The following is a 13189-nucleotide window of genomic DNA, read 5'->3' on the forward strand; positions in this document are numbered from 1 at the left end:
TTCCTCGCAGTCTAGCTTTTTAAGTTGGTTCCTTTTATTAGACTCTAATCTTCTAGAAGAAGCTTTATTTAATTAACTCATATAAAGCAATACCACCAAATATAAGGATGATAAATCCAGATAAACGGTTGATAACTGTTAACGATTTATTTGTAATCTTTTTTCTAAATAACCCTACTCCACTACTTAAAATGACCCACCATAAAGTAGAACCACAGAATACACCTATTACTAAAACAACCGCGGATAACAAATTACTATTTGAATTAGAGATCCCCAAACCTGCAAAAATCGCGATGAATGATAAAATTGTCATTGGATTTGTTAGTGTTAAAAACAAAACTGATAAAAACGCATTCCACATATTTTTCTTTTGGGTTTCAGTTTGAGTAAAGCTTGCTTTTGACATCAGTGTTTTTACACCTAAATAACAGAGAAAAATGCCACCAATTAATTGAATCCAAAAATGTTGTCCAATTAAAAAATTCGTAATTACCGTCAACCCAAACCCAGCAATTAAACCATAAATCCCATCCGCTGTTGCTGCCCCTAGACCGGAAACTAAACCCACGACTCTTCCATGTGCTAGTGTTCTACGGATACATAACACACCAATTGGACCAACAGGAGCAGCAATTGATAAACCGATTATCAAGCCTTTTAAAAAAATCGCCAATTCCATACTAACCCTCCCTACTCAATTGAAAATTTATGATTTTGTAATGGCATTCTAAACGTTTCTTTCGTTGTATCCATTACAATTGTTGTTTTTGTTCTAATGACTCCTTTAAGGCCTTTTATTTCATGACTAATGACTCGATCTAAATCTTTCGTATTTTTACTTCTTATTTTTAATAAGTAATCGTCCTCACCTGCGATGTGATGACATTCCTGTACCTCTTCTAATTGATTAATAAGTTTTAAAAATGATGCTCTGTTTTCGGGGCGTTCAAGTGATACTGCAACAAAAGCAGTAAGCTCACTCCCAACCTTTTCAGCATCAATTAATACACCAAAATTTTTTATTACGCCTTGCTCTACCAGTCGGTTTACCCTTTCTGCAGTAGCTGGTGCAGACAAACCGATTTCAGCAGCCAGATCAGCCCATTTTATTCTTGAATTATCCATCAACTGATTTATAATCTTTAAATCGTAATTATCCAATATTAAATACCTTCTTTTTATAAGTTTTATTATATATTAACTTATTTTATGAAGGTCGTTCAATGTTATTTTAATAAAAAAACTACTTCATTGATGAAGTAGTACAAATTGTAAATATTAGTCTGTCCGAATCCAAAATTTAAAGTATTTAATGAATTATTTGACTTTTATTATAATCTATTAATATACTTTTAAAACAAGTCTTTATTTTGGAGAGTGTTACAACAATGAAAATGACATTAACACGTGCTTTAGCTGAGTTAAAAATGTTAGATAAACGTATAGAAAAAACGATCAATGAAAGTCAATACATTGCGTATGAAATTGGAAATAAAGGAATTAAAGGTTTCCAGCAAAAAGATGAATTTATTACATATGCAAAAGGTCAGTATGAAAGTGTACTTAAATTAATTGATAATAGAAAAAAAATTAAAGCTGCTCTTGTAAAAGCAAATGCAGTTACAGTTGTAGAGATTGCTGGTGAAAGTATGACTTTAGCTGAAGCAATTGAGCGAAGAAATAGTATAAATCATGAAGCAGTTTTACTAAGAGTATTATCCCAACAGTTTTCAAAAGTGACGAATAAAGTTGAATTAGAAAACATTTCTGTTCAAGAGCGTTTAGATAATTTACTAGAAAGTCAATTTGGGAAAGACGGCAAGACTAAGAATGACGATACGAAAGATTTAATCGATTTGTATAATACAAAACATGCAGCAAAGATAGTTGATCCAATTGGATTACGAAATGTCATTCAGAAATATCAAGATAAGTATGATCAGTTTTCTACAGAAGTTGACTTTATCTTATCTGAAACAAATGCCAAAACAGAAATTGAAGTTCATTTAGATTAATCTAATTTCTAAATTGCTACTATTACGAAATGACTCAAAAAACTGCCCGAACGGAACGGGTTATTTCCGTATCTAATTAAGTAGATTAATATCTACAATCCTGAGACTCTATGATAAGAGAAAGAAAACGTTAAATTTTAGCGTTTAAATCTTAAAGACTAAATTGTAGCGATTAAACTTCTAACGATTAACGATTACATTTTAAATTTTTTTAAAACCCAAGAGTACTGCTTTATAGGTGTTCAGCTTCTTACCTTGTCATAGCACTTGGCTGTTCTAGTAGCTCCCCCTCAAATTGTTTTAGTTTGAGGGGTCTTTTGTGTTCAGTTTCTTTCTAAGTAAACCTAATAGGTTAACTCTACTTTAAAAGTGACAATCGTTTCGTTTTCTATTTCTTCAATCCTTCAGTATTCATTAATACGATTCTCCAACCATCAGGGTCCTCTACTGTAATACTTTTCCCAAGCCAGTAAGGATTTTCTGGTTCAACTTCTTCATATCCCATTAATTCTAATCTGTTTTTTATCTCATCTATTTCATTTTTATTCGGTATATAGAATACAAGAAGATTATCTTTTGTTGGTGCAGGACACGGACTTCCGCCAATATATTGAGTAAATTCTAGGTGATACTCCACATCGGGTAAGCCATACATGACTCCATCATACCCATCATGATTTTCAAATCCAGATACACGCTTTAATCCTAGTCCTTCACCATAAAACTTCTTAATTTCATCTAACTGATCTGTTGGTCTTGCGATTCTGAATTGCACCCAATTTTTCATTTTACTTTGGACTCCTATCTTAATAGTTTGAAGCACTCCACTCTTCGTTTAACTTTTTTGTTAATTGAGTATAGATTTTCAATTCTTGAATTAAACCATTTACTAAGTAAGATGATTCTTCAGCCAAAGCAATGCCACCTTGGATAAAATCAGTTGGATCAATGACTAGTTGTTTAGATAATACATTTGCATATAGTGCTCTAAGTACAATTCGCATATTATTCAACGCATTAATCCCTCCCTTACCACCACCAGATACAGCCATTAAAGCTACAGGTTTATCTTTAAAATGCTTACTACCTAAAAAATCCAATGCATTTTTCAATGCCCCACTCATTCCACCATGATATTCTGGTGTCGCGACAATCATTGCATCTGCATTTTCTAATTCAGCCCTTAACATTTTAATATTAGCTAATTCATTTTGATCTTCTTGTCCGTTATAAACTGGTAAAGTTAATTCACTTAAATCGATCGTCTTAATATTATATTTTTTAGAAATAATAGCTGACAGTTTACCAGTACGCCCTTCTTTTCTTGGACTACCATTAACAATGACAATATTCATAAGTCCCACTCCTCTTTTATAAGTACTTTTAGTATAGTCAATAAATAGAGTGTAATCGTCAGTCGTTTGGTAGAACTTTACTACACGTTTTGGTGTATCAACAAAATAAAAAACCTACAACTAAAGTTGTAGGTTACAGACTGAATCTCCTAGTTTTTGAACATCTTCTACAACCTAAAGGTCAAAAATGATTTTCCATATGCATTTTTTCGTATACTTTGAGGTTTTGATAAATTATCTCAAGCAATTGAACTGAAAGATGTTTCGCTTTCGCAAGTTTGAGCAAGTATCCTTGCAAATGATCGCTTTCAATAGAAGAACCTTTTTCCATATCTCTCTGCATTGAAGATTTCATATCATATCCAAGAGCATCAATTGATTTCATATGTTCATCAACAATATTCTCGTTGATTGGAGCATCATGGGCATGCATTATGTTAGCACACTCTTCAAATAATTGACGGATGATTGTCCTGCCGCCTTCACTTTCTCTGATTGGTCCAATTGGTGCTCGCATAAGGGAGGTTACACCAGACATGACCGTAATAAACATAAATTTATGCCACATATCTCGCTCGATCTGCTCACTTAATACAAAATCAGCTTTCGTACCACTAAATGCTTTCTTAATTTTATGGATGCGATCAGTGTCTTTATTCATAAATTCACCATATACAAGTCTTGCTGCCTTACTTGTTTGAACAACTTCTCCATCATGATTTAAAGTCGTTTCAATAAAACATAAACCACCAATTAAGTTACTTTCCCCAAACGCTTCTTTTAAAGTTGTTACATGTGAGATACCATTTAGTAGTGGTAAAATGACTGTATGTTCACCTACAAATGGCTTTACATCTTTAATGGCATCATGCAAATGATAGGATTTAGTTGAAAAAAGCACTAAATCGAATGTTTCGGCATTCTCACTCGCTGTGATCATCTTAGGTTGTACTATCATATCACCGTGCACACTACTGATCACTAGTCCTTTTTCCTCTAACTGTTTTTTTCGATTTGGTCGTACTAAAAAAGTAACATCTTCCCCTTTTTCTACTAAACGGCCGCCAAAGTATCCGCCTACTCCTCCAGCACCTAAAACAAGAATTCGCATCAAATCTTCCTTTCTATCAGTATATTGTTTACGTTATCAATAATCTCACGAAAAATATCGACCGCTCCTGAAATAAACCTTTTATCACCTTATTAATCTGATATTCCATTTCGAATCGCATAAAGAGCAAGCTGCGTACGATCCTGAAGTTGTAACTTTGCTAATATATTCGATACATGAGTTTTCGCTGTTTTCTCAGTAATAAATAAAGAAGAAGCAATTTCTTTATTACTCTTACCTCGTGTAATTTCCTTTAATACATCCATTTCACGTTTCGTTAGTTTGTCGTGAATAGTCTGTTCAGATTTCGATTCACTTTTACTCGTTAATGCAGAGACCAACTGTGTAGTAACCTTTGAATGAAATTGTTTTTCTCCGTCATGGATTTTCCGTATTGCTGTGACAAGCTCATCTGGATCACTATCTTTTACATAATAGCCAGCCGCTCCTGCCTCAATTGCCGGTAAAATATGATCTTGATCATAAAAACTTGTTAATATCATTACTTTAACAGGCAATCCTTCATTTTTAATTTGTTCTGTTGCTTCAATTCCATTTAACTTTGGCATTGATAAATCCATAATCACTATATCGGGATGCAATTCTTTTATTAACTGTATAGCTTCTTCCCCGTTTGATGCTTCACCAATGACCTCGATATCTTGTTGAGTATTTAAAAAAAAGATTAGTCCTCTTCTGACAACATGATGGTCGTCAGCAATTACTAATTTTATTGTCATTACGATTTCTCCCTCTTTAAAAAGGAATATTTATTATTATTTTCGTTCCTTTATTTATTTCACTTTCCACGATAAACGATCCTTCTAATACTTCTACTCGTTCTCTCATACTTTTTAACCCTAATGTAGGAATGCTTACATTTTCTGGACACACAAAACCCGCGCCTCTATCTTCAACCACCATTTTAATATTTTTACCATTACTAGATAGTTGCAAATAAATGTCCGTTTGCCCAGAATGTTTTCTACAATTATTAAATGCTTCTTGGCCTACTCGCCATAGTGTCTCTTCTATTTTGGAAGGGAGAACACTGACCCCCTTGACTTGGCTATGTACTTTTAAACCTAGCATTTCACCATAGTTAATTAAAGCGCTAACGATTCCCTTTTCTATTCCTTGCGGTCGAAGTTGCCATATTAATGCTTTCATTTCTGCCTGCGCTTCTTGAGCAATTTGTTGGATATGATGAAATGTATCTTTTACTTTTTTGTTATCTGATACATTGCCCCCAGCTTTAGCTGTTACATTAATCGAAAAGAGCAATTGGCTGACTGAATCATGTAAGTCTTTAGCTAAACGATTTCTTTCTTCGATGACTTGAATTTCCTTCACTTTTTCTGTTAGTTGAATTCTTTTAATTGCTGTTCCAATTTGTAATGCTACTGCTCCTAAGAGGTCTAACTCTTCTTGATCAAATTGTAATTTATTTGATGCTGCTACATTTAATAATCCAAATGATTCCTCTCCGGCTTGAAGTGGTACTGTCGCATGGTGAGTTACACCATTTGTATCACCCCAATTATGAATCACAGATTCTTCTAATCTTTTACATTCCATAATATTTGATGCTTTATTGAGTCTTCCTTGTACGTATTTGCTCACGCACCAGCAATCTCCACAACACATCGGCTTAACTTCCTCATTTGTTAACGCTGGTGGTAACTCATGAGAGGCGACTAATTCATAGCTACCATTTTTATCTATTAAAAAAATCCAACCAGTTTCTAAGCCTGTAATTTGAATTAATTTTGCTAATGCACAATCAAGGGTACTGTGTAAGTCAGTACCCTCGTTTAATATCTCTGCAATCTCTTTTAATACTTGTAGTTCTAATAGAAAAGATTTTTTTCTCATTACTTTATTGTTTCCTTCATACGTTTATCAAGCTGTTCTAGTACATAAGGCCACGCTTCTTCATGCTGATCTCTCGATAATTCATCAGTGAAACCGGCATGTGTTAATTTAATCAAAACGCCATTATCTTTTGAAACGAATTCTACTGTAACTACTGTTTCAGCTTTCGTTCCAGCTGTGATCCATGTAATTTCAACCTGTCGATTTTTCTCTAGTTTTAAGAACCGCCCATAATGTGGATGACGCATCTCATTAAATTCTGTTTCAAAGAAAAAGACAGAATTCACTTTTGCTTCCATAATGACGGAATCCGGTGCTGCAAACCAAATACCAAATCCTTCAGTCCAAGCATGATATAAAACGTCTATTGACACTTCCATTTCCCGTTCAACCTGCAAGCTATACGGTCTATTCGAAAGATTAGGGTAACTAACGATTTCCATCTTAATACCTCCAGATATTTATAGGCTTTTATTATTCATTTTCATTTATAATAGCAAGCACTTGATGATCTTCCCATTTCCCATTAATTCTAACGTTTTTCTTGGCAATTCCTTCTTTATGGAAACCTGATTTTTCTAATACTCTAATAGAGCCAATATTATGTGGCATTACGCCAGCCTCAATTCGGTGAAGCTTTAATTCAGTAAAAGCATAATCAACTACAAGCTTAACTGCTTCAGTCGTATAACCTTTACCATTTTGTTGCTCATCTAAAGAATAGCCAACAAAACAACTTTGTAAATCCCCTCTTAAAACTTCAGCTAGCATCGTATTTCCAATCAATTCATCAGTTTCTCTCAAATAGATACCGAAAAAATAGTACTGATCATTATCACTTTTTTCTTTATTTGATTTAATGCGTTCTCGTTGAAACTCTACTGTATAAAAACTCTCGTCTTTTATATACGTAAAGGGCTTAAAGAATACTCTATTTTTCACTTCAAAATTTAAAAGCTCTTCTGCATCATTAACATCTAGCATTCTTAAATAAACATTATTCCCTATTAATTTCACGATTATATCCCCCTCAAACAAACCAACTATATTATTATGTAAATTTTCTATCTATTATTATAATACTTATAAATTGTCTTTCCAAAGTAAAAAGCTAACCTATTTTCCCTTTGCCCATAAAACCCTTGAATCAATATGACGAACTAATCGATGGACTGACGGTTTAAATCCATTTTTTGACCAAAATCTTGAAGATTCTAGATTTGTCATTCTCCAGTCAGTCTCGCAACTTGTATAACCTAATTTCTTTGCATGAGTAAGACCATTTTGTAATAAAGCTGAGCCTACACCCATTCCTCTAGCAGACTCAACTGTCGCACCAACCACCAAACTTACACATGAATCTGGTATTAGCATATTTTCATCTGATGTTTCTGCTGGCATATAAACTTGAAAACCAACGACTTCACCTTGGTGAATGGCTAACCAAAATGTAACTGTTTCATCATCTATTAATTCAGCATACCCATCTTGATAATCAACTCTTTCTTCTATAAAACCAGGTGCGAATACTGGAGATTTAGCTTGATGCTCCATAATAACAGTCGCCAATGCTCGAATATCTTTTTCATCATCTTTAGATGCTAAACGGATTTGAAGATCTGGATGAATACGATTTGGCTCTATCCCCTCTGAAATGTCACGAATTCCGTGGACTTGTTCATATGCAAATCCTAAACGAAACCAAGTATTCAACATATTTGCATCACCGCTTGGTACCATCACGTAATGATGGAAAGAACCATTATTGACCATTTCGCTTGCAAATACAGCGTACAACTCACGGTATAATTCTTCATTTTCCCCTTGAGCAATTGCTACTCCCGCATACTGAATCCATGTATGGCGTTCACGGTTTTTATCAGTTTGAATTGTACCAATCATATAACCAACTAACAGATCGTCTTTTATTGCTGCTACGCCAATCCAACTCTTCGCAACCAATGATTCAATTGCTTTCTTTGCATACGCTATTTCTTCAAACTTAACTGGCAATTCTTTATTTACTTTTCTCTCATTTTGATGCCTTATCGCAAGTAAACTTGCTGCATCATCTATATAAGAATGTTTAAACTCTACAATTTTCATCATAAACCTCCGTAACTAAAAAAAAAAAAGAGTGTATTTCTTTCGACTCTATTAACTTCAATAAAAAGAGCACTACTTCCTGCTAAAGAAGTAATGCTCTTTTTATACTGACATAACTAGCAACAATCCCAATTGTATAGGACATTCGTAAAATTTTTATTTAATAAATCTTCTCTAGAAATAAAGAAGTTTGCAACTCCAACATCACCAAACATACAGTCAATTAAATCATCCGAATCAATTTGTAAAAGTAATATAGGGTACTCGTCTTTATTTCTAGGATCGGCCTGTGTAAAGTATGGATAGCCACCAATTCGATGACCGTCTCCTACAAACTTTTCAATATATAATTCATGTAAATCATTACAATTTTCATGCTCTATTTTTTGATCGAGTGGAATATTTTCTTCTATTATATCAAAATCAACTGAAAAAGCTGACACAGGTTGAACTACCAAATCAAATGTCATACCTGCCTCTTTTCCAATAGGAAACTCTATTTCTCTATCATCCGTCACAAATGAGAAATCTTCAATTAAATCTGTTTCATTTAATTGCTCATGATAAATCAGTTTAAAGTTATTCTGTTTAGCTGGTTCATCGAAATCAATACCATAAACGTCATCATCAGCTGATATGTAAAATTGTAGCAAACCCGAGTTTGGAAACTCGTTCATTTGTGGTATCTCTGAAAAATTTATTTGTGCAAGGAGCTTCATCGGTTCCCCATTTTCATCCTTTGGATATTCCATTTGTTTAGGAAAATACGGATCACCACAAAACTTACTTTCTGTTAAACTCGTCTTTCGAACATCAGGCTGAATGACCACTGAGTCCTTAACTGTCGACTCTATTAGATCCTTGAAGTTTAACAATTCTTTCGGTATTTCTAAACTTTTCACCATGATACACCTACCTTTTTCCATTGTTAACTTAATCATATCAATCATCGCAAAATTGACAATTGCTTTATAAAATATATTCTACTAATCTCTATCAAACACATTTCTTTAGATGAAAAAATCAGCTAATTTTTAACAGTTTTACTCACTATGTTATAATACTCAAAAACCAATTGAAAAGAGTGTTAAACATGGATATTACATTTATTGGTTGTGGCGATGCATTTAGCAAAGTATTAGGGCATAATAGTGCCTTGCTTACTTTTAATCAGACAAATTTATTAATTGATATTCCAGATTCGAACTACTATCGAATAGATAAAATGGGATTATCTTATAGTGATATTGATAACCTATATATCACTCACTTGCATGGAGATCATATTAATGGTCTTGAGAAATTAGCATACTTTAGAAAATTTATCTCTCCATTAGAGCAAAAAGATAAAACTGTGAAAAAGATTAATCTATACATACATGAAACATTGCTAGACGGTTTATGGGAAAGTGTAAAAAATGGATTAAAATACACAAATGACGGTGAAAAAAAATTAGAGGATTACTTTAATATATATACTGTAACTGACGATTTTCAAATCGACGGCGTACTATTTAACTTAATTCAAAGTCAACATGTTCCAAACATGCCTGTTTTCGGTCTCTTTGTTGAAGACGAATTTTTCTATTCAGCAGATAGCGTATATAATCACCCACTATTACAAAGCTTACTTCCAAAAGTGAAGAAAATCTTTTATGATATTCATTTCTATCCATTTCCAATTCCAGTACATGCTAGTGTTCGAGATTTTGAAAAATTACAGATTGAGGACAAGGAAAAAGTCTATGCTATGCACTATGATGATAGTAAGGTAAATACCTTGTGCATTGAAGGTATAAAGCTAGTCCAACCATTTCAAAAAATTCATATTTGATAAATATAAAAAACCACTGAATATGATTACTCAGTGGTTTTACCTTCTAACATGACAATTCTTAATGATATTCTAAGAACTCAATGCGATTTCCGAATGGATCATTCACAAAAAATCTTGTTCGACCTTCTATTGGGGGTTCTTCTTTTATTTCCATTTTTAGTGAAATCAATCTTTCTCTTAAATTTTCAATATTTGTTACGATTAAACCAGGATGAGCTTTTTTAGGAGGTATATGATCTTCTTGGATACTAATATGAACTTCTTGATGACCACAACTAAACCAACAGCCACCTCTACCTTTTAAGTTATCTGGTTTCGGTATTTCTTTCATTCCAAGAATGTCGCCGTAAAATTCCCTTGCTCTATCTTCCCCACCCTTTGGTGAAGTAATTTGAATATGATCGATGCCATTTATTTCAAAACCCATTTAATCCACCTCTTCATTCATCGTTCTATCACATTAAATTATTTTACATCTTTAGCATATCAGAACAATTAAAAATGAAAAGCATTACCTCTAATTGAAGTAATGCTTCCCATAATGAACGATTAAATTAATTTCAAACCATTTGTAATCAGATTTTTCAGTGAATTAATTTTACTTAATTCTTCTAAATCCTTTTTAAGAGGTAATACTAAATGGTTTAATTTCGGATTTACAATTGATAATTCAAGTAATTCCAAACGTAATAACCAATCTTCTTTATGTGAACGATTTAGTTCATCATGCGTATCAATTAGCTTTTTAATACAATCATCACAGAATGTATTCTTCTCTCTAATGACTCTAACTTGTTGGTATAGTTTTTCTAATTCAGTTAATGGTGCTGGCGTTTCCTCAACAACTTCTACTTCTTTTAGTGAATCATTAAAGTAAGTAGCTGGATCAGCTGCACCTGGATAAGCTGATGTAACTTTAGAACCAACAGCCATATCAAAAGTGCCCCATTCCTTTTTAAACAATTCCTTACCTTCATAAGTAACTGTGCAGTCTTCAAATGAAATTAAAGCGACTTTATCATTATTTTTGATGATATTCACAATTCTACCGGAAGCGCTTACATTGCTCAAGAATTCTAAATCAACATAGTTTCCTACAACAATACCTAAATTTTTAAGCATGTCATCGTCACATTCTTCTAATTCTATATTTCCTTTAAGAAGTCCGATTGGTGTACCAAATCCTTTTGCATGGTAATCCTTACCGTGACCCTCTAATTGTTGATGATTTACTGATAATGCAGTCTCTCCAGTTGTATTAACATAAATTGCTTCACCATTTTCATCCTTTAAAATTGCGTGAACAATTCCTGTTACACTTAAGCCTGAATTTAATTCAAATGTGGCAACACTTTTCGATTTTAACGCCTTATCTAAGCTTTCAGTACCACCAATGCGGAATGCCATTGTATTTGCTAGTTCTTCAGCACCCTCCATTAGCTCTTCAAAGCTTTTACATACAAATAGCTGTGATTGCATTTCCGTTACATTTTTTGGTTGCAACGTAGCAGCTTCTACAGTGAAAGGTAATCTCTCTACAGCATCTGTAAAGCAATGTGTACTTTCACCAACAGAAGATAATAAACCTGCGCCGTAAATTTTTGGTTGATCAACATCGCCTATTAAACCATATTCAACTGTTCTCCAAAATACACGTGAAATTTTTTCAGCTTCTGAAATTCCTACAATAGCGTTTTGTTTTTCCTCAACCAATCTTTGAGCTGCTGCTTTTTCTTCAGCAGTTGATTTTGGATCTTCCATCACAATCGTTAAGTTTCTAACTGCCTCAAATAATTCCTGCTTTTCTTTTGTAGCAAAAGCTTTTGCACCAATTGAACCAATTTTTTGTACATACTCTCTAAAAACTGGGTCAAATAAGATTGGAGCATGCCCAGCTGCTTCATGAATAATATCTGGTGCAGGTGTGTATTCGATGTTTGTAATCTTTCGGATCTCAGTAGCGATTGGTAAAATTCCATTTGCCAATAATTCAAAAAATGCAGCCCCAGGAATTAATCCATTTACAATTCCAGCACCCCATCCAATTTTAGAAAGGCACTCGTTCATTTCAGCAACATTTGGAATTTTTTCCGTTTCAATTCCAGATTGTTTTAATCCATCAACAAATGCAGCGTGCGCTTTATCTTTTAAAGCATGATGATTTTGTCGCATAACATAACGCCACACAGCATGATCAATCGGTGTGTACAGATCATAATTTTGTTCCGACAAATATTGTTTTAAATGAGGTGGTATTATTTTTGTTTCAAAAGCAGCTTCTTTCATTTCTCAGTTCCCCTTTTTTTGTTTTTCACATAATAATCTATTACCTTACTTTCTTAAAAATACCCGTTCCATCTATTCTTGCTAAAGCTTTTTTCGAGCATTTCTAAGCAAGTGTTCATCATTAAACCATTTCTACTTTTTCCAAATTACTCCTTCTTTCCCCATAATCTTTTTTTATTCTGTATAAATAGTCATACTCATCAATCAAAAACATCACTCCTTTCAAAACTAGAAAAGTGGAACCGCCGCGCTCAGGACCGACAAGCATAAGATAAAGTTCAGTAAAGGTTGCTCTTTAACCTTTGCTGGGCTTTGGCTTATGACCTCGAGGGACTAGGGCGTGGAACTAGACATCATAAAAGTGAAACCGCCGCGCTCATGACCGACTTTTAAAAACTGTCTATATTACAGGCCAAAAATAAAAAAAATCCCTACTGTTTTCACAGTAGGGACGAACATTCAAGTCGCGGTACCACCCTAGTTATTAGTACACAAATGTACTGTACTAATATCTTCATTTCATAACGGCTCTTCGCCGTCTTCCCCTCACAGATTCGTTTCGAAGAAGATGCTCCAGGACTGTAATTCATGTTGTTTTTTG

The 13189-nt window shown here is 33.7% G+C and carries 15 protein-coding genes and 1 other annotated feature (1 of these 16 running past the window's edge); of the genes, 2 read left to right on the forward strand and 13 right to left on the reverse strand.

Annotated features, from left to right (window positions below):
• Window positions 1–64: 64 nt before the first annotated feature.
• On the reverse strand, window positions 65–682 hold the full coding sequence (locus CAB05_RS14285; protein WP_088000897.1) for a LysE family translocator: 618 nt from the start codon (window positions 680–682) through the stop codon (window positions 65–67).
• 11 nt (window positions 683–693) lie between these two features.
• Window positions 694–1164 (reverse strand): Lrp/AsnC family transcriptional regulator, encoded by a 471-nt coding sequence (locus tag CAB05_RS14290; RefSeq protein WP_088000899.1) that lies wholly within the window; start codon window positions 1162–1164, stop codon window positions 694–696.
• 227 nt (window positions 1165–1391) lie between these two features.
• On the opposite strand from CAB05_RS14290, the gene CAB05_RS14295 reads away from it, so the two are divergent.
• Window positions 1392–2018, forward strand: a complete 627-nt coding sequence (locus tag CAB05_RS14295) for a hypothetical protein (RefSeq protein ID WP_088000901.1) — start codon at window positions 1392–1394, stop codon at window positions 2016–2018.
• A gap of 388 nt (window positions 2019–2406) precedes the next feature.
• Here CAB05_RS14295 and CAB05_RS14300 read toward each other — a convergent pair whose 3' ends face one another.
• From CAB05_RS14300 to CAB05_RS14340, 9 genes are all read right to left on the reverse strand, one after another.
• Entirely contained in the window at window positions 2407–2805 is a 399-nt protein-coding gene (locus CAB05_RS14300; RefSeq protein WP_088000903.1) for a VOC family protein, read from the reverse strand.
• Between the two features lie 19 nt (window positions 2806–2824).
• Window positions 2825–3373: an NADPH-dependent FMN reductase gene (locus CAB05_RS14305; protein WP_088000906.1), complete on the reverse strand. Its 549-nt coding sequence runs from the start codon at window positions 3371–3373 to the stop codon at window positions 2825–2827.
• A gap of 181 nt (window positions 3374–3554) precedes the next feature.
• Complete coding sequence (gene panE, locus CAB05_RS14310; protein ID WP_088000909.1) at window positions 3555–4484, reverse strand: 2-dehydropantoate 2-reductase; 930 nt, start codon at window positions 4482–4484, stop codon at window positions 3555–3557.
• 92 nt (window positions 4485–4576) lie between these two features.
• A complete protein-coding gene (locus CAB05_RS14315) occupies window positions 4577–5224 on the reverse strand; it encodes a response regulator transcription factor (RefSeq protein WP_088000911.1) in 648 nt (215 codons plus the stop codon).
• A 16-nt stretch (window positions 5225–5240) separates the two neighbouring features.
• On the reverse strand, window positions 5241–6359 hold the full coding sequence (locus tag CAB05_RS14320; RefSeq protein WP_088000913.1) for a GAF domain-containing sensor histidine kinase: 1119 nt from the start codon (window positions 6357–6359) through the stop codon (window positions 5241–5243).
• Complete coding sequence (locus CAB05_RS14325) at window positions 6359–6802, reverse strand: SRPBCC family protein (RefSeq protein ID WP_088000915.1); 444 nt, start codon at window positions 6800–6802, stop codon at window positions 6359–6361. Before CAB05_RS14325 ends, CAB05_RS14320 begins: the two co-directional genes overlap by 1 nt.
• Before the next feature lie 31 nt (window positions 6803–6833).
• Window positions 6834–7376: a GNAT family N-acetyltransferase gene (locus tag CAB05_RS14330; RefSeq protein ID WP_167374474.1), complete on the reverse strand. Its 543-nt coding sequence runs from the start codon at window positions 7374–7376 to the stop codon at window positions 6834–6836.
• A gap of 99 nt (window positions 7377–7475) precedes the next feature.
• Window positions 7476–8465: a GNAT family N-acetyltransferase gene (locus tag CAB05_RS14335; protein WP_158093277.1), complete on the reverse strand. Its 990-nt coding sequence runs from the start codon at window positions 8463–8465 to the stop codon at window positions 7476–7478.
• 116 nt (window positions 8466–8581) lie between these two features.
• The gene (locus CAB05_RS14340) at window positions 8582–9415 is read right to left on the reverse strand and encodes a YwqG family protein (RefSeq protein WP_235821505.1); all 834 of its coding nucleotides are present in this window, start codon (window positions 9413–9415) and stop codon (window positions 8582–8584) included.
• 143 nt (window positions 9416–9558) lie between these two features.
• On the opposite strand from CAB05_RS14340, the gene CAB05_RS14345 reads away from it, so the two are divergent.
• The gene (locus CAB05_RS14345) at window positions 9559–10299 is read left to right on the forward strand and encodes an MBL fold metallo-hydrolase (RefSeq protein ID WP_088000920.1); all 741 of its coding nucleotides are present in this window, start codon (window positions 9559–9561) and stop codon (window positions 10297–10299) included.
• 61 nt (window positions 10300–10360) lie between these two features.
• Here CAB05_RS14345 and CAB05_RS14350 read toward each other — a convergent pair whose 3' ends face one another.
• Together CAB05_RS14350 and CAB05_RS14355 are read right to left on the reverse strand one after the other, a co-directional pair.
• Window positions 10361–10729: a VOC family protein gene (locus CAB05_RS14350; protein WP_088000922.1), complete on the reverse strand. Its 369-nt coding sequence runs from the start codon at window positions 10727–10729 to the stop codon at window positions 10361–10363.
• Between the two features lie 122 nt (window positions 10730–10851).
• Window positions 10852–12588: an aromatic amino acid hydroxylase gene (locus CAB05_RS14355; protein WP_088000924.1), complete on the reverse strand. Its 1737-nt coding sequence runs from the start codon at window positions 12586–12588 to the stop codon at window positions 10852–10854.
• A 444-nt stretch (window positions 12589–13032) separates the two neighbouring features.
• Window positions 13033–13189 (reverse strand) — a binding site (T-box leader) (it continues 74 nt past the right edge of the window).

Source organism: Gottfriedia solisilvae (genome assembly GCF_002128405.1).
GTDB lineage: Bacteria > Bacillota > Bacilli > Bacillales > Bacillaceae_G > Gottfriedia > Gottfriedia solisilvae.

Bases quoted from the DNA above. Each gene is read 5' to 3' on its own strand.
- CAB05_RS14295 (WP_088000901.1), top strand. From the start codon at position 1,392: ATGAAAATGACATTAACACGTGCTTTAGCTGAGTTAAAAATGTTAGAT.
- CAB05_RS14350 (WP_088000922.1), bottom strand. From the start codon at position 10,729: ATGGGTTTTGAAATAAATGGCATCGATCATATTCAAATTACTTCACCA.
- CAB05_RS14285 (WP_088000897.1), bottom strand. From the start codon at position 682: ATGGAATTGGCGATTTTTTTAAAAGGCTTGATAATCGGTTTATCAATT.
- CAB05_RS14335 (WP_158093277.1), bottom strand. From the start codon at position 8,465: ATGAAAATTGTAGAGTTTAAACATTCTTATATAGATGATGCAGCAAGT.
- CAB05_RS14305 (WP_088000906.1), bottom strand. From the start codon at position 3,373: ATGAATATTGTCATTGTTAATGGTAGTCCAAGAAAAGAAGGGCGTACT.
- CAB05_RS14355 (WP_088000924.1), bottom strand. From the start codon at position 12,588: ATGAAAGAAGCTGCTTTTGAAACAAAAATAATACCACCTCATTTAAAA.
- panE (WP_088000909.1), bottom strand. From the start codon at position 4,484: ATGCGAATTCTTGTTTTAGGTGCTGGAGGAGTAGGCGGATACTTTGGC.
- CAB05_RS14315 (WP_088000911.1), bottom strand. From the start codon at position 5,224: ATGACAATAAAATTAGTAATTGCTGACGACCATCATGTTGTCAGAAGA.
- CAB05_RS14340 (WP_235821505.1), bottom strand. From the start codon at position 9,415: ATGATTGATATGATTAAGTTAACAATGGAAAAAGGTAGGTGTATCATG.
- CAB05_RS14320 (WP_088000913.1), bottom strand. From the start codon at position 6,359: ATGAGAAAAAAATCTTTTCTATTAGAACTACAAGTATTAAAAGAGATT.
- CAB05_RS14300 (WP_088000903.1), bottom strand. From the start codon at position 2,805: ATGAAAAATTGGGTGCAATTCAGAATCGCAAGACCAACAGATCAGTTA.
- CAB05_RS14345 (WP_088000920.1), top strand. From the start codon at position 9,559: ATGGATATTACATTTATTGGTTGTGGCGATGCATTTAGCAAAGTATTA.
- CAB05_RS14325 (WP_088000915.1), bottom strand. From the start codon at position 6,802: ATGGAAATCGTTAGTTACCCTAATCTTTCGAATAGACCGTATAGCTTG.